Raw genomic sequence first — 26,929 nt, 5'->3', positions numbered from 1 at the left:
GGAGGTTTTATAGAGATCTATATACAATTTTCAAATCCTTTATTTTTGTATTAATATTAATATTGAGCATCCTTTCCATTTTAAAGGGGTCTAAAAATGATGGAGATAAAATCCAATTATATAAAAATAAAGTTTATGTTACCGATAATCTTGAACTGATTTTCTAAAAATGCTATTAGGGCAATAGATACTAATGATATTCCTCTAAATGCATACCGCTATCATATACAATATGACTAAACTGTAAAAAAAATATCGAATTACTCGAAAAGTATCTGATAAACTTGAAAAGTTCTTTAAAAAGAATCGAGAATAATTCTAAAAAAAAAGTGGTAAAGCATGAAAATTATCATAGAATATGGTATGATTACCGATGAAGAATTCTTTGAAAGATCTAAAAAATTTTACATTTCTCCAAATGTAGATGGTAAGTATTTTACTTTTAAAGATTTTCCGAACAGGATTAAAGATCTTCAAAAAGATAATAAGGTTATATCGCTCTATGCAAGCGAGAAAGAATCGCAGCACAGCTATAAGCGAAAAAAAAGGGATATGAAATTATTTTTTTGTAAACTCCTTTGACATTGCATCAAGTTCAAAACTTGTAAATGAAAAATAATGGGATTTCTTTTATTAGAGTAGATTAAGATCACATCGAAAAATTGATTGATAAAAAAGAAAATGGATTGTCTACACTCTCTAATGTGGAAAAAGAAAAATAAAAAAATACTTTAAGTTTTCTCTTTCTATAAAAATATTAACATAAGATTATAAACTCTTCAAAAGACAGATTTACCTTTTCCGTTCCATAATTTATGGAAGAATAAAATAAATGAGTCTAGTAGAAAATAGAGGCTAGCTACGAAAAATACAATCTAATAGTAAATCATAAACTTATGAAGAAAATCCTTTTAGAATAGGATGAATCTAAAAGGGTAAATCTCATTAAAGATTCTATCGATTTAGCTTTGCTTTAAAAAATTGTTTTCTGGAGAACCTTTAACTAATTTTATAAATAGATCTTTTTAAAAGATTTAGAGTGAAAATTCTTCCATCTAAATTTAAAAATTTTACCAGTGAAACTATGGCAAAAAGAAATTGAAATAAGCAAAGAAATAGAAAAGTTTACCCTAGGTTTGGAACCCGAATTTGATTTATTATTAGCTCCTTATGATGTAGTAGGTACTACAGCTCATATCATTATGTTAGAGAAAATAGGACTATTAAATAGTTACGAGTTGAGTGTTTTATGCAAAACTTTGCGGGAAATTACCGGGGAAATTTTGTTGGGAAAATTTATTCTTGAAAAAGGAGTTGAGGATATACACTCTCAAGTTGAATTTTTTTTAACCAAACGGATTGGTAAAATTGGTAAAAAAATTCATAGTGGTCGGTCCAGAAATGACCAAATTCTCCTTGACTTAAGATTATTTACCCGTGCAGAAATACAAAAAATCGTCTTTTTAATTAGAGATTTATTCGAAACTTTGATCAATCTAAGCGAAATATACAAAGAGGTATTAATTCCAGGTTATACTCATTATCAAATGGCGATGCCTTCATCTTTTGGCCTTTGGCTCTCAGCTTACGCTGAGAGCCTAATAGATGATTTAGTCTTTATTAGATCAGCTTACCATATTGTTAACAGAAATCCTTTGGGATCTGCAGCTGGTTATGGGTCTTCTTTTCCTTTAATTCGCTATATGACAAGTTACCTTCTTGGATTCGAAACGCTAAATTATAATGTTGTATACGCTCAAATGGGCCGTGGAAAAACAGAGCGGATAACTTCATCCGCTATATCTTCAATAGCATCTACTTTAAGCAAACTATCTCAGGATGTATGCTTATATCTGAGTCATAATTTTAGTTTTATTAGCTTTTCGGACTCATTAACTACAGGATCTAGCATAATGCCTCATAAAAAAAATCCTGATGTTTTTGAATTAATCCGAGCACGGTGCAATAGATTAATAGCATTTCCTAATGAAATTTCTTTAATGATAGCTAATTCTCCCTCAGGATATCACAGAGACTTACAGGTGATTAAAGAACGTTTTTTACCTATTTTTTCAGATTTAAAAAATTGTTTACGAATGGCTAATTATGTTATAAATAAAATCATTCTTAAAAAAGATCTTCTTTTTGAAGAAAAATATCAACAAATATTTAGTGTTGAAGTCGTTAATAATCTTACAAAGCATGGAATGCCTTTTAGAGATGCTTATAAAAAAGTATATAATGATTTTAAAAATGGTGTTTTTAAATTTTCAGTTGAAATAAATCATACACATGAAGGGAGTATAGGAAATCTATGTAATAAAGAAATTTTTCATAGTATGAAAAAAATTTTAGATTCTTTTAATTTTGAAAAAATTAATCAGGCAATTTATCAATTGCTTTATTTTGGACGCATTTGAGGGAAAAAAATAACTTCTTGAATAGAAGTTTGCTTTGTTAGTAACATCACCAATCGATCTATTCCGATACCAATTCCTGCAGAAGGTGGCATTCCAAATTCAAGCGCTTGAATAAAATCTTTATCAAGAAGCATTGCTTCTTTATCGCCTTTTTTATATAGCTTTATTTGCTCTTGAAATCGATATACTTGATCGATTGGATCGTTAAGTTCAGAATAAGCATTCGCTATTTCTTGTCCGTTAATAATTATTTCAAAACGTTCCGTAAGTCCATATTTTTCTCTATGTTTTCTTGTCAAGGGGCTCATTTCTTCTGGATAGTCCATAATGAAAGTTGGTTTAACATAATAGCTTTCACATCTTTTTCTAAAGATTTCATCTATGATTCTTCCTTTACTATCCTTTCCAGGTTGGATTTCTATTCCAAGTTTATGACAAATTTTGTGTAAATCTTTTTCATTTATTTTACTAATATCAAAACCTGTATATTTTTCAATAGCTTCAAAAATGGAAATACGAGTAAAAGGAACTTTAAATTCAATAATTTTATCCCCAAACTGAAGGGTTTCTTTGCCATTTAGAGCCAAAACAAGATCCCTTATTAATTTTTCACTAAAATTCATCATCCAATGATAATCTTTGTAAGCAACGTAAAGCTCTAAAAGAGTAAACTCTGGATTATGTGTTTTGTCTATCCCTTCGTTTCTAAAGTCTTTGGCAAATTCGTAGACGCCTTTAAACCCGCCTACAATAAGTTTTTTTAAATACAACTCGTTGGAAATACGTAGATATATAGGTGTATTAAGTGTATTATGATATGTTATAAACGGCCGAGCCAGAGCTCCCCCTGGAATTGGTTGTAAAATAGGAGTTTCTACTTCAATATAATCGAATTTATTCAAATATTGTCGGATAAATTGAATGATTTTACTTCGTTTAACGAAAATATCCTTGACATTATCATTGACAATTAAATCAACATACCTCATTCTATATCTCTGTTCAATAGAGAAGAAAGCATCATGTACTATACCTTTATCGTCAGTTTTAACCTGAGGAAGTGTACGTAGAGATTTTGAGAGGAGGGAAAAAGATTCAACGTAAACGGTGATCTTACCTACTTTTGTTTTGAATAAAAATCCCTCAATGCTAAGAATATCACCTATATCAAGGAGTTTCTTGAAAAGAAAATTGTAAGCATTAATATTTTTTTTAATATTTATGGAAATTACATGTCTAGTAATGTAAATTTGCACTCTACCACTATAATCTTTTATTTCTGCAAAAGCAGCTTTTCCCATAATACGAATACTCATTATACGCCCGTAAAGACAGACTTTTCTTCCATTTTCGAAATTTTCAAAAATTTCTTTAGCACTTGTATTTTCCTGAGGAATTATCGCTGGATAAGGTTCTACGCCTAGAACTTTTAATTGATCAATTTTATTTTTTAGTATATTTTCTTGCATAAAAAATTTAGACTAATTTTTTTGTTTTCGAAAAACAATCCCTTCTTTTTTTAAGAAGTCAAGAAGAATAATATCGTTTTCCACGATCTTTCCATAAAGAATTTCTTTAGAAAGTTTATTTAGAACTTCGTTCTGAATTTCTCTTTTTAAGGGACGAGCTCCAAAATATGGGTCATATCCTTTTTCAGACAAATATTCAGTGGCTTCTTTGGTAATCTTTAAAAAGATTCCTCTTCTTGATAACCTTTTGTTTATCATATTTAATTGGATTTGTACTATTTTTTGTATTTCGTAATGAAACAAAGGTTTAAATAAAATAATCTCATCAATCCGATTGATGAATTCAGGCCGTATTGTTCTTTTTAAAAGTTCCATTAGTTTATTTTTTGTATATACAATTGTCTCGCACATTTTCTGATCAAAATTTTCTTTAATTATTTCTGATCCAATGTTAGATGTCATAATAATAATGGTTTCTTTGAAAGAAACGGTGCGACCTTTGCCATCTGTTAAACGGCCATCCTCTAAAACCTGTAAGAGAATATTAAAAGCATCACTGCTAGCCTTTTCGATTTCATCAAGTAAAATTACAGAATAAGGACGCCTTCTAATACGTTCAGTTAATTGGCCTCCTTCATCATATCCTATATATCCTGGAGGAGACCCTATAAGTCTGCTAACAGAATGAGATTCTTGATATTCACTCATGTCTATACGGACTATATTATTTTCATCATTAAACAGATATTCAGCCAATGCTTTCGCTAATTCTGTCTTTCCTATCCCTGTAGACCCCATAAAAAGAAAAGAACCTATTGGCCTATTTTCATACTGAATTCCAGCACGAGACCTGCGTATAGCATTAGAAACAGATTTTATAGCGTTTTCTTGCCCAATAATCCTTTTACGCAATTTACTTTCAATGTTAAGTAGTTTTTCTCTTTCACTTTGTAACATTTTAGACAAAGGAATACCTGTCCATTTAGATACAACATCAGCTATATCTTCTCTAACAACTTCTTCTTGTATCATTTTTTTACAATGATAATTTTTATTAATCTCCTTCTCAAGGTTTTTCACTTTTTTCTCTTCTTCTTTAATCCTTCCATATCTAAGTTCAGCAACTCTACTGTAATACCCTAAGCGCTCTGATTGATCCGCTTCAATTTTAAATCGTTCAATGTTTTCTTTAGATTTCTGTATTCTTTCAATTAAATCTTTTTCTCCCTGCCATTGCTCGTGTAAAATAGCACGTTCCTTATTAATATTTTTCAAGTATTTTTGAATAACAAAAAGTTTTTTTTCGTCTTTTTCTCTTTTAATAGCTTCTATTTGAATTTCAAGATGAATAATCTTACGATCAATAGTGTCAATAGATTCTGGTTTTGAATTTATTTCCATGCTCAATTTAGAAGCTGCTTCATCGATTAAATCAATAGCTTTGTCTGGGAGAAATCTATCAGCGATATACCTTTGAGAAAGTTCTACTGCAGCAATGATTGCTTCATCTTTAATACGGACTTTGTGATGATTTTCATATTTCTCTTTAAGACCTCTAAGAATTGAAACAGCAGAGGATTCATCTGGCTCGGCCACATAAACCTTCTGAAATCTTCTCTCTAGAGCTTTATCTTTTTCGAAAGATTTCTGATATTCTCCAAGAGTAGTTGCTCCAATTGAGCGTAATTCCCCTCTAGCTAATGCTGGTTTAAGAATGTTAGCAGCAGCCACCTCTCCTCCAGTACTTACCAGAGTGTGAATTTCATCGATGAATAGGATAATTCTTCCATCAGATTGAGTAACTTCCCTAACTAAGGATTTTAAACGCTCCTCAAATTCTCCTTTATATTTAGCACCTGCTATCAATGCCCCCATATCAAGAGAAAAAATTTGTTTTTCTCTTAAGTTTTCTGGAATATCTCCGTTAATTATTCTATGAGCTAATCCTTCAGCAATAGCGGTTTTCCCTACTCCTGGTTCTCCAATGAGAATGGGATTGTTTTTTGTTCTCCTAGATAATATGTGCAAGACACGTCGGATTTCTTCGTCTCGCCCAATTACTGAATCAAGAATTCCTTCTCTAGCCAATTGATTTAAGTTATTAGCGTATTTATACAAAGAGTTATATACTCTTTCAGAGTATTGAGATTGCACCTTTCCATCTTTCTTTCTCATTTCATCAATAAACTTTGCAAGTTCCCTTTCGTAAATTCCTTGATCTTTTAAAACCTGTGAAGTGTAATCTCCTATTTTTAGGAGAGACCATATTAGATGTTCAATAGAAATAAAATCATCGTTGAGTTTTTTGGCCAAAAAATCAGCATCTATAAACATCTTTATACTTTGGCTGCTAAAGTAGGTTCTGGATGAACCTATTACTTTTGGTAATTTTTTAATAGCTTCATCCAGATGTCTTTCTACGATTTTAGGATTTGCGCCAAGTTTCTTTAAAAGAAAAGGACATATATTTTCATCAACTTGGAATATACCCTTAAGAATATGGGAAGTTTCTATAGATTGATGATTATATTTTCGTGCAATTTCTTGTGCAGTTTGTATAGCTTCCTGAGATTTTATGGTCAATTTGCTAAAGTCCATATCTCATATTAGACTCATTCCACCATTTACGTTCAAAACTTCTCCACTTATATTGACATATCAGAGGCTAAAAAAATACAAGCTTGCGCAATATACCCTCCATTCTTTGAGCATTTACTCTTCCAGAGAAGCTATCATCTCTGTATTAATAAATCCTGGGTAAACCACATTGCTTCGGATATTTATTGACCCTAGACTGATTTACTAAATCCAATAATTACAGATTTAGACGTTGAATAATTCACTTGACCTTTATTACCAAAAACCCCAAATAGAGTTAATAATGGATCCTTTTTTTATCATTGTTTTTAACAACTTATTGTGTTAGAGAAAAATGGAACTAAGATTGCCACTTTTCTCAGTCTAATGACAAGACTGCCTATACAGCATTGTTTACTAGAATATCAATTTTTACAAATTCATCAATAGCTTTTTTTACAAGTATTTTAGCTTATTGAGGCCTTATTAAGTCAGCTTTATAAGCTTTAATTTTTGTTATTTTTTTAAATTTTTATCAAGATTTATAGCTTTTTCCCTACTGGCAAATGCTTCCACAATAGCTTTTTCCTACACTAATTAGTGCTGTTTTTTCTCTAAAAGCTTCATTTAGAGAACAACAAAAAATACTTTAAAAAAGCATCAATTTCCCCATTCATTACGGATTCCACGTCAGATGTTTCGTATCCAGTACGCAAGTCTTTAACTAGTTTATAAGGATGCATTACATAATTTCTAATCTGTGATCCCCATTCTATTTTTTTCTTTTTAGACTCAATCTCATTACGTTTAGCACTATTTTTTGTTGTTTCAATTTCAAACAACCTAGATTTAAGTAAATTCAAAGCCTTTTCCTTATTCTTAAATTGAGAACGTGATTCTATATTTTCAACAAAAATTCCAGTTGGAATATGTTTTAAACGTACCCCAGTTTCTACTTTATTAACATTTTGACCACCTGATCCACTTGATCGAAAAGTTTCCCATACAATTTCAGAATTTTTTACGTCTGCTTCAATAGTATCTTCTTCTAATGGAGAGACATAAACCGAAGCAAAAGAAGTATGACGTTTACCATTTTTGTCAAATGGAGAAATTCGTACTAACCGATGTACGCCATTTTCTCCTTTAAGAAATCCAAAAACATAAGGGCCTTTGATTTCTAGAGTTAGTGATTTTATTCCTGAAATATCTCCAGGTTGATTATAAATTTCATTTACCTTATTCCTTTTTTTTTCAGCCCACATAAAGTACATACGCATCAACATGTAAACCCAATCACAACTTTCTGCCCCTCCAGCTCCTGCTGAAATATGCAGGACTGCACTTAAGAAATCTTCTTCCAAAGAAAGAAGCTTTTTAAGCTCAAAATCTGAAAGAATATTTTCAATTTTTTGTAACTTATTTTGCATTTCTAGTTCAGAAATTTCTCCATTTTTGAAAAATTCTAAATATAATTTCATTTCTTCTAAAATTAATCGAATATTATTATAGTCTTCGACCATTTTTTTTTCTTTATGCAAGCTTTTCAGAATTTTTTTAGCTTTATCAGTTTCCTTCCAAAAATCGTTAGATGCTATTATTTTTTCCTTATCACTGATTCCAACAAGTTTTTTTGGTATTTCGAACCTATCTAAAAGATTCTCAAAACGTTGAAAAATCTCTCTTATTTGTTCTTTTGAAAGAGTCATAATACTACATTAAAATGCATAAGATAAAGGTCGCTTTTTATACTATTGGATGTAAACTTAATTTTGCTGAAAGTTCTTCTATTTCAAGAAAATTTTCTAATAAAATTTTTGAAATAATTTCTTTTAAAGAAACTTCCGATATTTATGTCATAAATACTTGTTCAGTTACTGAAACTGCTAATAAAGAATTTAAATATATTGTTCGTTCTTTTTTAAGAAGGAATCCTAAAGCATTTATAATAGCCGTAGGTTGTTATGCTCAGCTTGAGCCTGAAAAACTTTCTAAAGTTAAAGGAGTCGATCTAGTATTAGGAGCTACTGAAAAATTCAGAATTACTGACTATATTAATGATCTTTCTAAGAAAGATGTGGGAGAAGTCCATTCTTGGAAAAAAAATTTTTATGTTGGATCGCATTCTATTTCTAGAACTAGATCTTTTTTGAAAATCCAAGATGGATGCAACTATAAATGTTCTTATTGCACCATTCCTTTAGCTAGAGGTGAATCTCGTTCTGAACCTTTAGAAAGCATTTTAAAAAACGTTCTAAAAATTTCGAAAATAGGGGTGAAAGAAATTGTCTTAACTGGGGTAAATATAGGGGATTATGGAAGCAAAAGGGAAAATATTCTAGTTCTTTTGCAAAAACTAGAGAAAATAGAAAAAGTGAATAGATTTCGGATCTCTTCTATTGAACCAAATTTACTTAAAGATGAACTTATAGAGTTTTTGGCAAAAAGTAAACGTTTTGTTCCTCATTTTCACATTCCGTTACAATCTGGAAGTGACAAAATACTGAAGATAATGCGCAGGAGGTATTATAGTAGTTTATATGCGAATAGGATTCGCACGATCCTATCTCTAAGGTATAATGCTTGTATCGGTGTGGATGTAATTGTAGGATTTCCAGCAGAAGATGACTTCTGCTTTTTGCAGACATATAACTTTTTGGATTCTTTAGAAGTTTCCTACTTGCATGTTTTTTCTTATTCAGAAAGAGAAAATACCGAAGCATTTTATATGGATGGGATCATCCCTAATAATATTAAATATAAAAGGAACAAAATTCTACGTGTTCTTTCAATTAAAAAAAAAAGAATATTTTATGAACGTCAAATTGGAAAAATTCGTCAAGTTCTTTTTGAAAGCGAAAATAAAAATGGATTTATACAAGGATATACAGATAATTACGTTAGAGTCAAAGCTTCTTGGTCATCAGATTTAGTCCATACATTAAAAATGTTTGAACTTAAATATCAAGACATAGATGGTGTTGTGTATGTTGATTAGAGCTCACACGTAAAGTGTGATAAGAATTTCATACACAAGAAGGAAGAGAACAAAAAGCATATAAAAAAATCTTTGGAGAGCACTTAATAAAATCCTTCCAGAGTTAAGGGTGTTTTAGCTTCATTAAAAATAGTAATAAATTATTATTAATTTCTGAAATAGATTCTGAATTTATGAAGATTTCGGAGATCATTTCTATATTAAATTACGATTTCAAATGAAAATTGCGATTAATGGTTTTGGGAGAATTGGAAGTTTAGTATTTAAGTCGGCTTTTGATAATAGAAGAATGGAAGTGGTCGCTATCAATGACTTGGTATCCTCAGAATATATTGCTTATATGCTTAAACATGATTCTATCCATGGAAAGTTTAAAGGAGAGGTTTATATAGAGGAAGGAAATTTAGTGGTTAATGGTAAATTTGTAAAAATAACCTCTGAAAAGGATCCAAGTAAACTAGCTTGGGGAAAATTAGGAGTTGAATGCGTGGTAGAATCTACTGGGCATTTTCTTACGGAAGAAAAAGCTAGAGCTCATATACAATCTGGTGCTAAAAAAGTTGTTATTTCAGCGCCTTCTAGAGATAGCACTCCCATGTTTGTTATGGGAGTAAATCATACCTCTTTGAGAGTGAATCAGGATATCGTTTCCACTGCATCTTGCACAACTAATTGTTTAGCTCCTGTAGCTAAAGTTTTACATAATGAGTTTGGAATTATTGAAGGATTAATGACAACTGTACATTCAGCTACAGCTACACAAAGAGTTGTGGATAGTCCTTCAATTAAGGATTGGAGAGGAGGAAGATCTACCCTTGTTAACATTATTCCTTGCTCAACAGGGGCAGCTGAAGCTTTAGGGAAAATAATTCCTGATCTTAATGGAAAACTTACTGGAATGGCATTTAGAGTCCCTACAGTTGATGTTTCAGTAGTTGACTTAACCGTTCGGTTAAAAAAAGAAACGAATTATGAAGCAATAAAAGAATCAATGAGACAAGCAGCTAATGGGGAGTTAAAGGGGATTCTTGGTTATACGGAAGAAGATGTAGTTTCTATGGATTTCCTAGGAGATAATAGGACCTCTATTTTTGATGCTAATGCTGGAATAATGTTAAATCCAAATTTCGTCAAGGTGGTTTCTTGGTATGACAACGAGGTTGGGTATTCGAGTAAACTTGTAGATTTCCTAGAATACATGTTTAATTAGGAGGAATTTCTATACTAGAAAGTAGTTTTTGGTTATTCCCGTCAAATTTATAAAAAATATGCTTTAATCCGTTAGTTATCATAAGGTAAGAACTTTTCAAAATCATATGATAAAGAATAATTTGTTCTAAATTTTTTTGGGTAATTCTTCCGAAAGGAGATTTACATTCTACAATAATATAGGGGTATTCTCGTTTATATACTATGATATCGGCTCTCTTTCTACTTTTTAAAAAATGTAAGGGAACTTCTACATAAATGCTTCTTGGATTATATTTTTTAAAAAAAATAAAAAAATGTAATGTATTTTGTCTTACCCATTCTTCTGGGGTAAGCAAATAAAAATTTTTTCGAATAATGCAAAAAATATAAATTTTATTATTTTTTTTCTTTTGAAAACGGAAATTATAAGCTGGAAAATTTAGCAAAATCATAAAGGATGATGTCTTTACCACATAATTGTGGTTCTTTTTGAGAAAAAACATCAATAAACTTATAAATTATGCAACAATTTATGATACAATCAAATCTATTCGTAATTATTTTATGTTTGTAGATAATATTTTAAATTGCGTTATTCTTGGATCAGGCCCTGCTGGATATTCTTCAGCTATATATGCAGCACGAGCTTATTTAACCCCTATTTTGTATACAGGTATGGAACCTGGGGGAAAATTAACCACTACAACCTGTGTGGATAACTACCCAGGTTATCCTGAAGGTATAAATGGTTCTAAGTTAATGGAGAAACTTGAAGAACAAGCAAAACGTTTTCATACTATCATTAAAAAGCAAGAAGCTGTATATTTTGAGTTTTCCACTTCCCATAAGATGGGGGTAATTCATCAAATTAAGAATGATTATGGAAATATAATAAAAACTAGAGGTTTAATAATTTCCACTGGAACTACTCCAAAATATCTTGGCCTTTATAGTGAAAAACGTTTGATTGGATTTGGGGTTTCATCTTGTGCTACTTGCGATGGGTTTTTATACAGAGCTAAAAATGTGGCTGTTATAGGAGGAGGAGATACTGCAATTGAAGATACAATCTACTTATCTAAAATTTGTGCTAAAGTTTACTTATTGGTAAGAAGAGGGTATTTTAGAGCTTCTAAAGTCATGCAGTATAGAATTTCTATTCTATCAAATGTAGAAACTTTATTTAATTATGAAATTGCTGAAATTTTAGGGGATAAAACAGTAAAAGGAATAAGAGTCGTTAATAATAAAACAAATAAAAAAAAATTTTTTTCTATAGAAGGACTATTTCTAGCTATAGGGAATACACCAAATACACAACCTTTAAAAGGTAAGCTAAAAATGGATGATAAAGGATATATACTTACTGAAAAAGTAAGTACAAAAACGAATACACAAGGTGTTTTTGCTGCTGGAGATGTTCAAGATCCTATCTATCGTCAAGCTATTACATCAGCTGGAACAGGTTGCATGGCCGCCTTGGATTTAGAACGATATCTATCAATAGTTAAATAACATTTAGAAAAAAATATCTTCTGGATAGAGAATCCTTTTCAATGATAAACCTGAGGCAGGAGCTGAATTACCTGCATATCTACGATCCTTTGCTTCAATAATCTTAGAAAAATCTGAAAGATCAATTTTTCCTCTTCCTACTTCAACAATGGACCCAACTATTGCGCGAACCATATTTCTTAAAAAGCGATTTGCTTCAATAATGAAAAATAAAGATTTTTTCCTTTTAACCCATTGGGCTCTATAAATTTTACAGGTACGTTTTTTATTCTTTTCAAGAAGTTTACAAAAACTGCTAAAATCCTCATATTTCTTCAATATATCAGTTGCCTTATTCATTTTTTTTATATTTAAAGGACTTTTAAGCCACCAACTCATATCATAAGCTTTCTCAAATGAAATATGATATTCATAAGTTCTACTAATAGCATCAAATCTAGCGTGAGAATTCTCCCTCACAGGAGAGATACGAGATACTTTAATCGTTTTAGGTAAAAAATAATTGATTCTCCTAATCTCTTTTAAATTTAAAGGAGTTTTTGAATCAAAATGTGCAAACATTTTAAGAGCATTTACACCACAATCTGTACGCCCAGAACTATAAATTTTTATGTAGGTCTTTAGAAATTTAGATAATTTATCTTCAAGAACTTCTTGCACAGATATTCCATTTTTTTGTATTTGCCATCCGTAATAATCCCCTCCATTATAAAATAATTCCATAAACAATCTCACACACGTTTTAAGTCCCATATATACAAAATAAATAGCCAATGAATCAAGAAAATGAAAAAAACAAAATTACTGACTCATCTAAGGAGCCAGATAAAAAAAAAATAGAAAAAATAGATTTCGAAAAACATATGGAGAAAATAAAAGAAGAAAAAGACAAATTTATACGTTTATTTGCTGAATTTGAAAACTATAAAAAACGAACCCAAAAAGAACGTTTTGAACTATTCAAAACTGCTCATCAAAATTTAATTATTGATCTACTACCTGTTTTAGACGATTTTGAAAGGGGAATTAATGAAATAAAACAATCAAAAGGAATAATGCTTATTAGTGAAAAATTTATTAAAGTTCTCCAAGAAAACGGATTAAGAAAAATCGAAATAAAAAAAGGAGATAATATCAATATTGACTTACATGAAGTAATTACACAAGTTCAAGCTCCAAAAGAATACTCTATGAAAATTGTAGAAATTATAGAAGCTGGATATATGATGGAAAATAAGGTAATTAGACATGCAAAAGTCGTTGTTGGTAAATGATGGAAAAAATGGCAAAAAGAGATTATTACGAAGTTTTAGGAGTTTCTAAAAATGCCTCATCTGAGGCAATAAAAAAAGCCTACAGAAAGATCGCTATAAAATATCATCCAGATAAAAACCCGAATAATAAAAAGGAAGCTGAAGAAAAATTCAAAGAAGCTGCAGAGGCTTACAGCGTTTTGAGCAATCCAGAAAGAAGACAGAGATATGACCAATTTGGTCATAATGATTATAGCAGTAGATACTATGATGGAACATCAGAAGGCATGAACATGGAAGATATCTTTAGCAGTTTTGGAGATATTTTTGGAGAAGCTTTTGGGGAAAGAGGTTTTAGATTCGGAGGAAAACGATCCATAAAAGGTAACGATTTACGGATTCGAGTGAAACTAACGTTGAAAGAGATCTCTAAAGGGATAGAGAAGAAAGTTAAGGTTAAACGGATGAAAGTAGCACCTGGAGTTATATTAAAAAAATGTGATATCTGCAATGGAAGTGGAAATGTTACACATTTTACAAACACATTTATAGGTCGAATGCGTAGTACGAGTTTATGCAAAAAATGCCAAGGAGTGGGAAAAATTATTAATCATCTACCTAAAGGGGCAAATAGTCAAGGACTCATAAAAGAAGAAGAACTTGTTCGTGTGGAAATACCGTATGGTCTTTTCGATGGAGTGCAACTAAAGGTTTACGGAAAAGGTAACGAAGCTCCTTTTGGAGCTGGAGATCCAGGCGACTTATTAGTCCTCATTGAGGAAATTACCCACAAAAACCTTAAAAGAGAAGGTCATAATTTACATTATGACCTATACATTTCTATATCCGATGCAGTTTTAGGATCTTACAAAGAAATCCCAACTATTCATGGAAAAGTTCGTGTTAAGATAGATTCTGGAACTCAATCTGGAAAAACTCTTCGTCTTAAAGGAAAAGGACTCCCTTACTTTGAATCTAAAAAATATGGAGATATCTTAATTCATGTAAATATTTGGACTCCAAAAAAGATAACCCATGAACAAAAATATTTTTTCGAAAAAATGAAGTATGCTGAGAATTTTTTTCCCAAACCTAGCCGATTAGAAAAATCTTTTTTTGAAAAAGTTAGAGATTTTTGAAAATGTTCTAAGATGTCCCATAAAAAAAGAGTTGTTGTCGGTATTTCAGGTGGAGTAGACTCTAGTGTAGCTGCTTTTTTACTAAAAAAGCAGGGGTATGATGTTATTGGAATATTTATGAGAAATTGGCATGAGGAAGGAAAATGTACTTGGATTGAGGATAAAAATGATGCTCTTCTAGCAGCCGAAATGCTAAAAATACCATATCAATTAATTGATTTCAGTAATCAGTATCAGGAAAAAATAGTAGATTATCTGTTTTCAGAGTATGCTAAAGGGAGAACCCCTAATCCAGATATTCTTTGCAATAAAAAAATAAAATTTGATCTTTTTTTGAAAAATGCTATTTTACTTGATGCTGATTTTATTGCAACGGGACATTATGTACGAAAAATAAGCTTTTTTAAAAATGGACAAAAAATTTATCGTTTGCTATTTGGCAAAGACCAAGAAAAAGATCAATCGTATTTTCTTTGCAGACTCAATCAATACCAGTTAAGCAAAGCTCTTTTCCCTTTAGGTAAGATAACTAAAAAAAATGTTAGAAGAATAGCTTCTGAAATAGGCCTTTTCACAGCTAAAAAAAAAGATTCTCAAGGTATTTGTTTTATTGGGAAAATACGATTGTTTGATTTTTTAAAATTTAGACTTAAACCTAAAATTGGAGATATTGTAGAAATATCTCCCCACTCTCCTAGATATCATCCTCCTCCTCCCTTTTTAACCTCAAACTCAAGGGAGGAGGAATTAATTTTTCTTTCTAAAAAATATAGATATAAAAAAACAGATGGAAAAATAATTGGCTCCCATCCAGGTGCATATTATTTTACTAAAGGCCAACGAAAAGGCCTAAAAGTAGGAGGATATAAAAAAGCTCTTTTTGTCATAGAAATTGATATAAAAGAAAACATTTTATATGTTGGTATGGGAAAGAATCATCCAGGATTATACAAAAAAGCTTTTTTTGTCAAAAAAAAAGATATGAATTGGATCCGTAAGATAGAATACTCTTCCAAAGAAATAGGAGTATTTTGTAGAGTTCGTTATAGACAGTCCTTCCAAAAAGCAAACTTACATCAGACAGCGGATGGAATTTATACAGAATTTGAGAATTTTCAAACTTCCATTTCTGAAGGACAGTTTGCTTCTTGGTATAGAGGAGAAGAACTTCTTGGATCTGGGGTTATTTCTTCATAAATTCTTTCTCGTTCTTCTTTTGCTAAAGCAGAATCGATAAGTATTCGTCCGCTGGTTTCATCGAGAACTATTTTTTCTCTATTAGAGATTTCTACCCTTAGTTGAGGGGGAATTAATAAATAAGAACCCATTGAAGCTCCTTTTTCTACAGGAACAACAGCTCTTCCGTCTTTTACTTTTTTTCGAATTTTATTATAAATATAAAGAAGACTTTTATCTATTTTACTGTTAAAAACATATGCTCTTTTCCTAAGAACATCCACTTTTTTTTTATTTTTTGGATTTTTTTTAAAAATGTTCTTCTTAAACAGAAGATTTTTCTTTTTATTCTCATAATTTTCTTTTAAATTTTGAAATTCTTCTTTTTTTTCATTAATTATTAGCTGGTATTCTTTTATCTTTTTAGAGGATAGCTCAATTTCTAACTGATGAAACTCTAGTTCCTTATTATCCCACTTTTTTGATTGATTCTTTGAATTTTCTAGTTTTTTTTCTTCTATTCTTTCTTCCAAAGAAGCAATAACCTTTTTTAGGCTTTTCATTTTTTTCCAAAACTCCTTTAGTTTATCTTCCAATACTTGTATTTCTAAAGGAAGAACTTGAACTAGTCCCCTTAATTTATCTATTTGAGAATCCACTAATTGAAGCCTGTATAAGGCTCTCAATTTTTTTTCCACTGTTTTCATATTTTTAAAATTATTAGATGGATGCCTTTTGAAAAGCCTGAATGGATTAGGGCAAAATTTACAATGGGAGAAAATTATCGAAAGATAAAAGAAACCATTGTAAATTATAAACTTAATACGATATGCCAAAGTGGCAGTTGTCCAAACATGGGAGAGTGTTGGAATAAAGGAGTGGCAACTTTAATGATATTGGGTAATATTTGTACCAGATCATGCAGTTTTTGTGGAGTGAAAACTGGGCAGCCTAATACAGTAAATTGGGAAGAACCTGAAAGAGTTGCTTATTCCATAAAAAGCATGAAAATTAAACACGCTGTTATTACATCGGTAGATAGAGACGATCTAAAAGATATGGGATCTTTAATATGGACAGAAACTGTTCAAGCAATTCGTAGAATTAGCCCTGGAACTTCTATTGAAACACTCATTCCTGATTTCCAAGAAAATAAATCTATTATTGATAGAATAATTTACGTAAAACCTGAAGTTATATCCCATAATTTGGAAACTGTGCGAAGATTAACTAAAAAAGTGAGAATTCAAGCTAAATATGATAGAAGTTTAAATGTACTTCGCTATTTGAAAGAAAATGGGAAAATAAGGACGAAAACAAGCATTATGCTTGGACTGGGCGAAAATAAAGAAGAAGTATATCAAGCGATGATTGATATCAAAAAAGCTCAAGTAGATATTATAACTATTGGGCAGTATTTGAAACCAAAAAATGGGCGTATATCCGTGCACGATTTTATTCATCCAGATCAATTTAAAAAATACAAAGAAATAGGAATAGATATGGGGTTCCGTCATGTAGAAAGCGGAGCTCTAATACGTTCATCTTACAACGCATATAAGCATGTTAACTAACCCTAACTCCTCTCCCTTCCTCAATATAAATTTATAAGCAGCGTCAAATTCATTAGAAATTTCCCCTTCTAAAATTGCTGCTTTTAGATATTTTTTAATGAGTCCAACTTGCTTACAAGGGTGAATCTTAAATAGATTCATAATATCATTTCCAGATAGGGGAGATCTCCAATTTCTGAGTCTATCTTTTTCTTCAAGTTTCTGAAACTTGAAGGAAACTAAAGTAAAATTATTTTTATATTGACGCTTTTTCATTACATTTTTTGTAGTGATATCTGATTTACAGAGAAGCATAAGATCTTCCAATTCATTTCCAGCATCAAAAATAAATCTGCGTAGAGCAGAATCTGTGGTATGACAGTCTACTAAAGAAACTGGTCTAGAACTGTATCTGACTATTTTTTTAACAAATCTCATTTGCGTTTCTGGGGGTAATTTTAACCTTTTAAAGATTTTAGGGATCATATTAGAACCAACGAATTCATGAGAATGAAAACTCCACCCTATATTGGGCAGATATTTTTTTGTTATCTTTTTTCCTATATCGTGCAAAAGGGCAGCCCATCTTAACCACAAAGAAGAACTTTTTCTGCTAACATTATCAACTACTTCTATTGTATGGAAAAAATTGTCTTTATGACTATATCCATCCTTTTCTTCTATACCTTGAAGGTCTGTTACTTCTGGAAGAAGAATAGACAGCAATCCAGCTCCATAAAGTAAACGAATGCCTTTAGACGGTTGGTCAGATAAAAGAATTTTATGGAATTCATCCATAATGGGTTTTATAGGAACGATCGATATACGATTGATATTTTTTTTTATGGAATAGAACGAAGATTTTTCTATTCTAAACCTTAATTTAGAACCCAAACTTAGAGCACGGATCATCCTTAATGGAGACTCTAAATAGGTTAAATCTGGATCTAAAGGCGTTCGGATTATTTTATCTTTCAAATCTTTAAACCCATTAAAAGGATCGATCAATTGTCCGAAATCATTTCTATTTAATCCTATAGCCAAAGAATTTATGGTAAAATCACGTCTTTTTTGATATGCCCCTAAAGCATCCAAAGTTTTTAAAAATTTTATTTCTTTATTCTCATATTTAAGGAAAGCTGTCCCAAAACGTCGGGAAATACGAATTCTAGTAGATCCTTCTATTTTTTTAGAAACTAGTTTGGCTAAAAGAATTACATCGCCTATAGTGAAAATATCTATGTATTTTGTTTCTTTTATTCTTCCGATTATATAATCTCGGACATATCCACCAATAACATAACCGTGATTTCCAACTTCTTGAAAAGATTGTCTTATAATTTTAAATACTTTTTTATCAAGAGCTTTATTGAGATTCATGTAAAATATTTTAAACATTTTCTATAAAACAGAAGCCTTTGTATGAAAAATTTTTTAATATAATTATTTTTGGGAGAGAAAGGAAAACTTCTTCTTTTTCAAATCTATTTATTATTTTATTAAGGCAATCCCATTCAAGTTGAATTCCTTTACTATTATCTTCTGCCCATACAAAGGTTCTAAGATTTAGAGAAAAATCATTAAAACTTGTTATTTTAACAAGAACTAAAGGGAGATAATTTTTTTTTTCTTCGTATGTTCTTCCGTCAATACAAAAAGGATGTTTTTCTACTTCTTCTTTGATAATCTTTATAGCCAAATTTAGCTTAAAGCTATAATAAATTTTAATATTTATATTTTTTCTAACTATTATGTCTCCAATATTATTATTTATAATAAACTCTTCGTTTAGAGTTCTAACAGGAAAAACAATTTTATTATTATTTACAGTTCTTATAACTGTGTGTCTTAATGTTATTTCCTGAACATATCCAGAAAAACCTTTTGATGTTTCAAAGTAATCCCCAAACCGAAAAGGTTGAGATATTAAAAGAGAAATGCTACTAGAAAAGTCAATAAAAAACTTTTGATATACTAATATCAAAATTGCAGATACAGTTAGGAGTTTATACCCAAAATTTTTCAAAGGGGGGAATATGAAAATTATTGATAGGAAAAATAGTAGGTTGTAATTCCTTAAAACAGAGGATTTTGTTTTATCAAATTTGTTATTAAACGTTAAAATTTTTAGAAAAGCTCCAAGTAAAATGGATAAACTTTCGAACAAGTATCCTATAACTCTCCAACTTAAGAGTTTTTTCCAAATTAGAAAAAAATTCCAAAACATACCACAAAAATTAAAAAGTAATAAAAAATCTCTGAAAAGGATAACTTTAAACTAATATTTTCCTCCCTTTTGATCTTCTTCTTTTCAATACTTTTTTACTACTTTTAGTACTCATTCTTTTCAGAAAACCATGTTTATTGGCTCTTTTTATTCTAGAAGGTTGATATGTTCTTTTCATATTTTTTCACACTTTGAATTATTGCAGTTTTATCCCTATTTATTTTCTGGTACTTTATTTTTCCACGCTGGAAAAGCTTAGATCATTCAAAACTCTTTACATGAGAATCAATCCTAAAATAACTCCCAAAGAAAATAACCCTAAACTCTTTAAAAAAATCGTATGTAATACGTTTTTAATAACTTAGTTATTAAGTAAAATATTAATGGTTACTTAACCTTTAAGAAAGGAGAAATTATGAGCATACTAGTTAATAAAAATTCTAGAATTATTATACAAGGATTCACGGGAAAAGAAGGAAGCTTTCATTCTGAGCAAATGCTTGCATATGGAAGTTCTATTGTTGGGGGAGTGACTCCAGGAAAAGGGGGAGAAAAACATCTAGGGATACCTGTATTTGATACAGTGGAGAAAGCTGTTAGAGAAACTAACGCAGATGTTAGTGTTATTTTTGTTCCAGCTGCATTTGCAGTTGATGCTATTATGGAGGCGGCAGAATCTAATATTTCCCTTATTGTTTGTATTACGGAAGGGATTCCTATTTCTGATATGATTAAGGTGAAAAGATACCTTAAAAAATCTAGACTAATTGGACCAAATTGTCCAGGTGTAATAACAGTTGGAGAATCCAAAGTAGGAATTATGCCTGGATTTATTTTTGAGAGAGGTACTATTGGGATAGTGTCAAAATCTGGAACGCTAACTTATGAAGCAGCTGATCAAATAGTGGCATCTGGACTTGGAATATCAACAGCTGTTGGAGTTGGGGGAGATCCTATTATTGGTAGCAGTATGCAAGAAATTGTTTCGTTATTTATGGAAGATGATGAAACCGAAGTGATTGTTATTATAGGGGAAATTGGGGGAAAAATGGAAAAAGACGCTGCGATAGGGGTTAGAGAAATAGGTAATAAGAAACCTGTTATTGGGTTCATAGCTGGCCAAACAGCTCCAAAAGGAAGAATCATGGGACATGCTGGAGCTATTGTTGGGGGAGAAGAAGATACTGCTAAATCCAAAATAAAAATAATGATAAAATGCGGAATACATATAGTAGTTTCTCCTTCAGAAATTGGACAAAAAGTACTTGAAATATTCAGAAAAATAAAAAGCCCCAGATTTTAAATGCCTACACTACATAGAATCTTTTATGTTATTGATAAACTAATTTTTATCTGAAAAATAGAAAAGCTCTACATCAATGCTACAATATTACTTATTTAAGGCAAGAAATTAAGTACACCAAATTAGGGTAGGAAAATAAGTTGGAAATTCTGTATTAACACAGATATTTTTGAATATTTTATTCTTAATTGTAAAGATGAGAATTACTTAGAGTTGTTTAATAAAGTATAATGGAAGTTAGAAAAAAAAGAAAAAAAACACTTCTATCGACAACAGACCAGCAGCTATTCAGAAAATAAAAGTTCTTGGATAGTCTGTCGCTTTTGCTAAAGAAGGTAATTATGACGTGCTAATTATTGATCCAGCTGGAAGATTGAAAGTAATGATGGATGAAATGGAGCGTATTTATAAAGCGATTCGTCCATCCGAAAGCCTTTTTATTGTAGATGCTATGAATGGACAAGATTCTGCTAATACTGCAAAAAATTTTAAAGATGTACTGTATTTTAACGGAGTATGATGCTATACTCACAGTTTGTTCCATTTATAAAAAGCCAATAAAGTTTATTGGAACTGTAAGAGTATTTAGATATTTTCTATACTGCTATAATAGCGAAAAGCCTCCTTGTAATGGAGGATGTAATCTCTATGGTGTAAAAAGTTAATGAGTAATTTAGTAAAGAACAAGCATAAGAAGGAAGATTGATCAAAATAAATTTGATCTTAATGATTTTTTAAGTCAAATTCATAAGGTTAAAAATATGTGATGGGTATGGGAAATATTTTTCATTAAATTGACTTAAAAGGGGATAAAGACCGAATCAATTATATACTCTATGTCGGAAAAAGAACGTAAAAATCCATAACTCATAAATGAAAATCGCAATATTCGTATTTCCAAAGGATCTGGAAATTCTATCGAAGAAGTAGATGATCTTTTGAAAAATTTCAGTATATAAAGAAAATAATTCGAAAAATATGATGATTCGTTTTACTTATGGAAAGGTTAGAAAGTATTCCAAAGGAATAACTCCCGCTAAAATAATTAAAGGTATTAGTCACAGTTTTTCAAAAAGAGTTTTATCAGCCAGTCTTAACGGACAACAAGTTGAATTTGATATAGAAATCTTCGAAGATTCTGAATTATCTTTTTATACATGGGATAATGCCCTAGGTAAAAAGGCTTTTTGGCATTCTTCAGCTCATTTGTTAACTCAAGCTCTTTTAAATTTTTATCCTAAAGCAAATTTACATATTGGTAATCCCATTGATAATGGGTTTTACTATGATATAGATTTTGGAGAAGCTCATTTAAAAGATTTCCATAAGATTGAGAAAAAAATTCTGGAAAACGCTCTAAAATCAAACACTTTTAAAAGTGATACATTTTCAAAAAATGAAGCTATAAAACATTATGAAGGAAACAAATATAAAATTGAATTAATCGAAAGTTTTCAAGTTATTACTTTTTGCACTTATGGAGATTTCACAGATTTATGCCTGGGCGTACATATTCCGCATACTGGATTGATAAAATCAGTAAAAATTATCAATACATCAGGATCCTATTGGAAGGTAAATGAACAGCTTACCCGTATTTACGGTATTTCTTTCCCTAGAAAAGAATATTTAGAAGAGTATCTTCTTATTTTGGAGGAAACTAAAAAGCGTGATCATAGGAAATTAGGTAAAGAACTTGGTTTATTTATTTTTTCTGAACGGGTAGGACTTGGATTGCCATTATGGCTTCCTAAAGGTACTGACTTACTTAAACTTATGGAAAATTTTCTAATAAAGTTGCAAAAAAAATCTGGGTATGAAATGGTGACCACGCCCCATATTGGGCATAAAATACTTTATGAAACTTCAGGGCACTGGAAAAAGTATGGAAAAAATTCTTTTAAACCAATAAGGACTCCTAATAAAGAAGAGGAATTTCTTTTAAGGCCAATGAATTGTCCACATCACTGTGAAATTTATCGAAATAAAAAATTCTCATACAGAGATTTGCCAAAACGTTTAGCTGAATTCGGTACGGTATATCGTTATGAAAAAAGCGGAGAGTTACATGGGATTTCTCGTACTAGATCCTTTACTCAAGATGATGCACACATATTTTGCACACAAAATCAGTTGTCAGTTGAAATTCAAAAAGTGATTGATATGATCTTTTATGTATTTAGGGTCTTTGGATTTAAAGAATATACGGCAAAAATATCTCTAAGAGACAAGAGAAATTCTTATATAGGTTCTGAAGAAAATTGGAAAAAATCAGAAGAAGCTATTATTCACTCTTCAAGAATGAAAAACTTAAAAACTATTTTAGCATATGGAGAAGCAGCTTTCTATGGACCTAAACTAGATTTTATGGTTAAAGATTCTCTAGGTAGAAATTGGCAATTAGGTACCATCCAAGTGGACTACAATCTACCTGAATGTTTTGATTTATCTTATAAAGGAATAGATAATAAGTTTCATCGACCAGTTATAATTCATCGTGCACATTTTGGTTCTTTGGAGAGATTTTCAGCTATTCTTTTGGAACACACGGTAGGAAATCTACCACTTTGGCTTGCACCAACCCAAGTTATGTTGCTAACAATAAAAAAAAAAATCTTAAATTTGCAAAAAAAGTTTTAGATTTGCTATATATTTATGGTGTTAGGGCTCTCTTGGATGAGAGAAATGAAAATATATCAAAAAAAATTAGAGACGCAGAGAACTATAAAATACCTATTTTAGGAGTAATTGGAGATTTTGAACAAGAAAAAGGTATCATCTCTATACGCCGACATATAATAGGAAATTTGGGATCTATTTCGATAAGTCTCTTTCTAGACTTTCTAAGAAAAGAAATTAATTTTTTTAAAAATATTTAAATATTGCATAGAAAATTTTATAAGAAAAAAAGTAATAGGATTAATAATAAAAAAAATCTTCACCCAATTAATGAGCATATTTACTCAAAAGAGGTTAGGTTAATTAGTGAAGATGGAAGTGGGGGAGGGGTTCTTCCTATTTTAGAAGCTCTAAAAATAGCTAAAGAGCAAGAGTTAGATCTTGTTGAAGTTGATTCAGTATCAAGGCCCCCAGTTTGTAGGATTCTAAGTTATAAAAAGTTTTTATACGAACAAAAGAAAAAGAAAAAGCAGTTAAATAGAGATAAAAAACGGATCATAAAGGAAATCCGCTTTGGGGTTCAAACCAGTTCCCATGATCTAGAATTCAAGATAAAAAGTGCTGAAAGATTTTTGAAATCGAAAGAAAGAGTTAAAGTTTCTCTATTCTTTAAGGGTAGGACTATTCTCCATAAAGGGAAGGGCGAGGAAATGATCAATAGATTTGTTGATGTTTTGAGTCCATTTGGACGGATAGAACAAGCAATAAGAACGGAGGGTAAACGAATGTTTATAATTCTATCTCCTAAATAAAAATTTAGTATGCCAAAATTGAAAAGTAAATCAGGTGCCAAAAAACGCTTCCAGTTAACATATAATGGAAATATTAAGAGAAAGCATGCATTTAAAAATCACATTCTAACTAAAAAAACACCTAAAAGAAAAAAAAGACTGACCCAGTTTACGTTAGTAAACCGGGCAGATTTTAAAAATATCAAAAGGCAACTTTTGCCGTAAAACTATGGCAAGATCAGTAAATTCTGTAGCTTCTAGAAATAGAAGAAAAAAAATTTTAAATTTAGCAAAAGGTTATTATGGAGCTAGAAGTAAAGTGTATACTGTAGCTAAAAATGCTGTAGAAAGGGCTCTTCAATATGCTTATACAGGTAGAAAAAAAAAAAAGAGATTTTTTAGATCTTTGTGGATACAGCGTATAAATGCAGGGGTTCGTATTCATGGGGTATCTTATTCAAGTTTTATGAATAAAATAAAGAAGGTAAATATTGGATTAAACCGAAAAGTACTATCTGATTTAGCGACTAATTTTCCTGAAGTTTTTAAGGAAATAGTAGAATCTGTAACTTATAGAAGAAGTGAATAATTTTACTTCATTATTTTATATTTTGTTTTTACTTTACCTAGATAGATTTCTTTTAGCTTATTTTTTAGTAATCCCATTTTTATAGGGGCAAGATAATCGATAAATAGTTTACCTTCAATATGATCATATTCATGTTGAATTACTCTGGAGTTTAAGCCATCTAAAATTTCTTTATGTTTTATCCAATGTTCGTCAAAATACTCAATTTCTATATGTGAGGGTCTTTCTATCTCTTCAAAGAGAGATGGGATGCTTAAACAGCCTTCTTGGTATTTATAATTTTTACCATATTTATTTAAAACTTTAGAGTTTATGAAAACTTTAGTATCGATAATAAATAATCGAACATTCTGCCCAATTTGAGGTGCAGCTAAGCCTATACCTTCTGCTTTATCCATCGTTTCAAACATATCTTCAATCATTTTTTTTAAAAAAGGATAATGGGGGTTTATATCTTTACATTTTCTTCTCAAGATAGGATTACCGTAAAGTATGATTGGGAGAATCATCATCTAATTTATTAGAGATTAATCTTTCTCTATCTAGAAAAGACTGCAAAATAATTGCAGCACTTATTTTATCTACAATAGATTTATCCATTCTTTTTTTCTTTTTTAGATAACTTTTTGCAAGTGCATATTTAGCTAATTTTGAAGTAAAACATTCGTCAATACGAACTATTGTAAGTTCTTCAGAATGTTTTTTTCTAAAATCATTAATAAATTTTTGAATAACTCTTTCCAAAGAGAATTCTTGTCTAGGAAGACCTATAACAATTTTTTTTATAGATTCTTTCTTTAAATATTCGTTTAAGAAGTAAAATAACTTTTTTGTTGGGACTGTAGTTAACCCGCAAGCAATAAAATTAAACTCATCCGTAATGGATATTCCAGTCCTTTTCACCCCATAATCTATTCCTAATATTTTTGACATTTTAATGAAAAAAAGATTTAAAAAGGTAATAGAGGAAAACTGGATTGATAATAAATCATGGAAAGAAGATTCTGTGAAAAATGTTGTTTTTGAAATAATTGAAAAACTTGATCAAGGAACTCTTAGAGTATCTGAGCCATTAAACCCAGAAACATGGAAGGTTAACGAATGGATAAAAAAATCCATATTAATGTTTTTTTGGATCCAAAAAATGGAAGTATTTAAATCAGTAAATTTAGAATTTAATGATAAAATACCATTAAAGGGGAGATATAGAGAAAAAAATATTAGAGTGGTCCCTCCAGCTATTGCACGATATGGATCTTATATCTCTTCTGGAGTTGTGCTAATGCCTTCCTATGTAAATATTGGAGCTTATATTGGAGCATCTACTATGATAGATACTTGGGCCACTATAGGGAGTTGTGCTCAAATTGGGGAAAGGGTCCATATTAGTGGAGGAGTCGGGATAGGAGGCGTTTTAGAACCTATTCATAAATCACCAGTAATTATTGAAGATGATGTCTTTGTCGGTTCAAGATGTATTGTAGTTGAAGGAGTCCATATAAAGAAAGAAGCTGTTTTAGGAGCTAATGTAGTTTTGACCTCATCCACTAAAATTTTCGATGTTACAAAATCTCAATCCAAACTAATGAAAGGAATCATTCCATCTCGTTCTGTGGTAATTCCTGGATCTTATCCTAAGGAATTACCTGCTGCAGGTATTTATCATATTCCATGTGCTCTAATTCTTGGAAAGAGAAAAGAGAGCACCGATAAAAAAACCTCTTTAAATGAAGCTTTAAGGGAATATAAAGTCTCTTTATGATTACCTTTTTTCTTTAATTTTCTTTCCTTTTAGGTTTCGTAAATAATAAATCCTAGATCTTCTCACTTTACCTTTTTTGTTTATTTCAATTTTTTTAATTGACGGTTGATTTATCATAAATATTCGCTCTATACCAATATCCCCACTCTTTTTACGAAGAGTAAAGGTTTTTACAAATTTTTTTCCTTTTTTCTGAATAACTACCCCCTTAAAAGACTGAGTTCTATTCTTTTCTCCTTCAATAACTTCATAGTGAACTGTAATAGTATCACCTGATTGGAAAACTGGGAATTTTCTTTCCTTTATTACATATTTTTCTTGCACGTATTTTATAAGACTTTGCATAA

At 30.5% G+C, this 26,929-nt stretch carries 26 protein-coding genes and 3 pseudogenes; 16 read left to right on the top strand and 13 right to left on the bottom strand.

Annotated features, from left to right (window positions below; translation table 11 throughout):
- Positions 1 to 339 precede the first annotated feature (339 nt).
- On the top strand, positions 340 to 582 hold the full coding sequence (locus VF849_01160; GenBank protein HEX9232639.1) for a hypothetical protein: 243 nt from the start codon (positions 340 to 342) through the stop codon (positions 580 to 582).
- Between the two features lie 494 nt (positions 583 to 1,076).
- A complete protein-coding gene (gene argH / locus VF849_01155) occupies positions 1,077 to 2,420 on the top strand; it encodes an argininosuccinate lyase (GenBank protein ID HEX9232638.1) in 1,344 nt (447 codons plus the stop codon).
- Here argH and lysS read toward each other — a convergent pair.
- The 4 genes and pseudogenes from lysS to prfB all read right to left on the bottom strand — a co-directional run bounded on the left by lysS (position 2,402) and on the right by prfB (position 8,175).
- A complete protein-coding gene (gene lysS, locus VF849_01150; protein HEX9232637.1) occupies positions 2,402 to 3,889 on the bottom strand; it encodes a lysine--tRNA ligase in 1,488 nt (495 codons plus the stop codon). The two genes, argH and lysS, sit on opposite strands and share 19 nt — an antisense overlap.
- Before the next feature lie 12 nt (positions 3,890 to 3,901).
- The gene (locus VF849_01145) at positions 3,902 to 6,487 is read right to left on the bottom strand and encodes an AAA family ATPase (protein ID HEX9232636.1); all 2,586 of its coding nucleotides are present in this window, start codon (positions 6,485 to 6,487) and stop codon (positions 3,902 to 3,904) included.
- Between the two features lie 3 nt (positions 6,488 to 6,490).
- A pseudogene (locus VF849_01140) lies at positions 6,491 to 6,802 on the bottom strand (SDR family oxidoreductase).
- A gap of 287 nt (positions 6,803 to 7,089) precedes the next feature.
- Positions 7,090 to 8,175: a peptide chain release factor 2 gene (gene prfB / locus VF849_01135; protein HEX9232635.1), complete on the bottom strand. Its 1,086-nt coding sequence runs from the start codon at positions 8,173 to 8,175 to the stop codon at positions 7,090 to 7,092.
- A gap of 14 nt (positions 8,176 to 8,189) precedes the next feature.
- On the opposite strand from prfB, the gene mtaB reads away from it, so the two are divergent.
- Together mtaB and gap are read left to right on the top strand one after the other, a co-directional pair.
- Positions 8,190 to 9,464, top strand: a complete 1,275-nt coding sequence (mtaB, locus tag VF849_01130; protein ID HEX9232634.1) for a tRNA (N(6)-L-threonylcarbamoyladenosine(37)-C(2))-methylthiotransferase MtaB — start codon at positions 8,190 to 8,192, stop codon at positions 9,462 to 9,464.
- 217 nt (positions 9,465 to 9,681) lie between these two features.
- A complete protein-coding gene (gene gap / locus VF849_01125; GenBank protein HEX9232633.1) occupies positions 9,682 to 10,674 on the top strand; it encodes a type I glyceraldehyde-3-phosphate dehydrogenase in 993 nt (330 codons plus the stop codon).
- Here gap and VF849_01120 read toward each other — a convergent pair.
- On the bottom strand, positions 10,667 to 11,107 hold the full coding sequence (locus VF849_01120) for a type I restriction enzyme HsdR N-terminal domain-containing protein (GenBank protein HEX9232632.1): 441 nt from the start codon (positions 11,105 to 11,107) through the stop codon (positions 10,667 to 10,669). The two genes, gap and VF849_01120, sit on opposite strands and share 8 nt — an antisense overlap.
- A 37-nt stretch (positions 11,108 to 11,144) precedes the next feature.
- Between VF849_01120 and trxB the strand changes: the two genes are divergently transcribed.
- Positions 11,145 to 12,170, top strand: a complete 1,026-nt coding sequence (gene trxB, locus VF849_01115) for a thioredoxin-disulfide reductase (protein HEX9232631.1) — start codon at positions 11,145 to 11,147, stop codon at positions 12,168 to 12,170.
- 3 nt (positions 12,171 to 12,173) lie between these two features.
- Here trxB and truA read toward each other — a convergent pair whose 3' ends face one another.
- Positions 12,174 to 12,905 (bottom strand): tRNA pseudouridine(38-40) synthase TruA, encoded by a 732-nt coding sequence (gene truA, locus VF849_01110; protein HEX9232630.1) that lies wholly within the window; start codon positions 12,903 to 12,905, stop codon positions 12,174 to 12,176.
- Between the two features lie 38 nt (positions 12,906 to 12,943).
- Between truA and VF849_01105 the strand changes: the two genes are divergently transcribed.
- The 3 genes from VF849_01105 to mnmA are packed head-to-tail and all read left to right on the top strand — an operon-like array spanning position 12,944 to position 15,759.
- Complete coding sequence (locus tag VF849_01105) at positions 12,944 to 13,444, top strand: nucleotide exchange factor GrpE (protein ID HEX9232629.1); 501 nt, start codon at positions 12,944 to 12,946, stop codon at positions 13,442 to 13,444.
- Between the two features lie 8 nt (positions 13,445 to 13,452).
- The gene (locus VF849_01100) at positions 13,453 to 14,562 is read left to right on the top strand and encodes a DnaJ C-terminal domain-containing protein (protein HEX9232628.1); all 1,110 of its coding nucleotides are present in this window, start codon (positions 13,453 to 13,455) and stop codon (positions 14,560 to 14,562) included.
- 12 nt (positions 14,563 to 14,574) lie between these two features.
- Positions 14,575 to 15,759, top strand: a complete 1,185-nt coding sequence (mnmA, locus tag VF849_01095; GenBank protein ID HEX9232627.1) for a tRNA 2-thiouridine(34) synthase MnmA — start codon at positions 14,575 to 14,577, stop codon at positions 15,757 to 15,759.
- Here the strand turns inward: mnmA and VF849_01090 are convergent.
- Positions 15,678 to 16,445: a hypothetical protein gene (locus VF849_01090; GenBank protein HEX9232626.1), complete on the bottom strand. Its 768-nt coding sequence runs from the start codon at positions 16,443 to 16,445 to the stop codon at positions 15,678 to 15,680. The two genes, mnmA and VF849_01090, sit on opposite strands and share 82 nt — an antisense overlap.
- A 21-nt stretch (positions 16,446 to 16,466) precedes the next feature.
- On the opposite strand from VF849_01090, the gene lipA reads away from it, so the two are divergent.
- Entirely contained in the window at positions 16,467 to 17,312 is an 846-nt protein-coding gene (lipA, locus tag VF849_01085; protein HEX9232625.1) for a lipoyl synthase, read from the top strand.
- On the opposite strand, the gene VF849_01080 is transcribed toward lipA, so the two are convergent.
- Genes VF849_01080 through rpmH form a run of 3 tightly spaced genes read right to left on the bottom strand, consistent with a single transcriptional unit; the run spans position 17,280 to position 19,696 of the window.
- The gene (locus tag VF849_01080) at positions 17,280 to 18,671 is read right to left on the bottom strand and encodes an HD domain-containing protein (protein HEX9232624.1); all 1,392 of its coding nucleotides are present in this window, start codon (positions 18,669 to 18,671) and stop codon (positions 17,280 to 17,282) included. The genes lipA and VF849_01080 overlap by 33 nt on opposite strands.
- Positions 18,672 to 18,681: 10 nt before the next feature.
- Positions 18,682 to 19,518: a mechanosensitive ion channel family protein gene (locus tag VF849_01075; protein HEX9232623.1), complete on the bottom strand. Its 837-nt coding sequence runs from the start codon at positions 19,516 to 19,518 to the stop codon at positions 18,682 to 18,684.
- Between the two features lie 46 nt (positions 19,519 to 19,564).
- On the bottom strand, positions 19,565 to 19,696 hold the full coding sequence (rpmH, locus tag VF849_01070) for a 50S ribosomal protein L34 (GenBank protein ID HEX9232622.1): 132 nt from the start codon (positions 19,694 to 19,696) through the stop codon (positions 19,565 to 19,567).
- Between the two features lie 237 nt (positions 19,697 to 19,933).
- On the opposite strand from rpmH, the gene sucD reads away from it, so the two are divergent.
- From sucD to rplT, 6 genes and pseudogenes are all read left to right on the top strand, one after another.
- On the top strand, positions 19,934 to 20,821 hold the full coding sequence (gene sucD / locus VF849_01065; protein HEX9232621.1) for a succinate--CoA ligase subunit alpha: 888 nt from the start codon (positions 19,934 to 19,936) through the stop codon (positions 20,819 to 20,821).
- A gap of 328 nt (positions 20,822 to 21,149) precedes the next feature.
- Positions 21,150 to 21,341: pseudogene (locus VF849_01060) on the top strand (signal recognition particle protein).
- Between the two features lie 461 nt (positions 21,342 to 21,802).
- Positions 21,803 to 23,700, top strand: a pseudogene (thrS, locus tag VF849_01055) (threonine--tRNA ligase).
- A gap of 3 nt (positions 23,701 to 23,703) precedes the next feature.
- Positions 23,704 to 24,252 carry a translation initiation factor IF-3 gene (infC, locus tag VF849_01050; protein HEX9232620.1) on the top strand — a complete coding sequence of 183 codons (549 nt, stop codon included), beginning with the start codon at positions 23,704 to 23,706 and terminating at the stop codon, positions 24,250 to 24,252.
- A 9-nt stretch (positions 24,253 to 24,261) separates the two neighbouring features.
- Positions 24,262 to 24,456 (top strand): 50S ribosomal protein L35, encoded by a 195-nt coding sequence (gene rpmI, locus VF849_01045; protein ID HEX9232619.1) that lies wholly within the window; start codon positions 24,262 to 24,264, stop codon positions 24,454 to 24,456.
- A 4-nt stretch (positions 24,457 to 24,460) separates the two neighbouring features.
- Positions 24,461 to 24,820: a 50S ribosomal protein L20 gene (gene rplT, locus VF849_01040; GenBank protein HEX9232618.1), complete on the top strand. Its 360-nt coding sequence runs from the start codon at positions 24,461 to 24,463 to the stop codon at positions 24,818 to 24,820.
- A gap of 2 nt (positions 24,821 to 24,822) precedes the next feature.
- Here rplT and def read toward each other — a convergent pair whose 3' ends face one another.
- Entirely contained in the window at positions 24,823 to 25,329 is a 507-nt protein-coding gene (def, locus tag VF849_01035; GenBank protein HEX9232617.1) for a peptide deformylase, read from the bottom strand.
- Positions 25,301 to 25,753: a Holliday junction resolvase RuvX gene (gene ruvX / locus VF849_01030; GenBank protein ID HEX9232616.1), complete on the bottom strand. Its 453-nt coding sequence runs from the start codon at positions 25,751 to 25,753 to the stop codon at positions 25,301 to 25,303. Before ruvX ends, def begins: the two co-directional genes overlap by 29 nt.
- A gap of 4 nt (positions 25,754 to 25,757) precedes the next feature.
- Here ruvX and VF849_01025 point away from each other — a divergent pair, with 4 nt between their 5' ends.
- Positions 25,758 to 26,582: a 2,3,4,5-tetrahydropyridine-2,6-dicarboxylate N-succinyltransferase gene (locus VF849_01025; GenBank protein HEX9232615.1), complete on the top strand. Its 825-nt coding sequence runs from the start codon at positions 25,758 to 25,760 to the stop codon at positions 26,580 to 26,582.
- Here VF849_01025 and rplS read toward each other — a convergent pair whose 3' ends face one another.
- Positions 26,583 to 26,927 carry a 50S ribosomal protein L19 gene (rplS, locus tag VF849_01020; protein HEX9232614.1) on the bottom strand — a complete coding sequence of 115 codons (345 nt, stop codon included), beginning with the start codon at positions 26,925 to 26,927 and terminating at the stop codon, positions 26,583 to 26,585. It abuts the gene before it with no gap.
- Positions 26,928 to 26,929: the final 2 nt, after the last annotated feature.

This window comes from Blattabacteriaceae bacterium, assembly GCA_036390115.1.
In the GTDB taxonomy this organism is placed as follows: Bacteria; Bacteroidota; Bacteroidia; order Flavobacteriales; family Blattabacteriaceae; genus DASQPV01.
The sequence above is the reverse complement of the archived record's forward strand: the minus strand, read 5'-3'. Positions and strand labels throughout refer to the sequence as shown.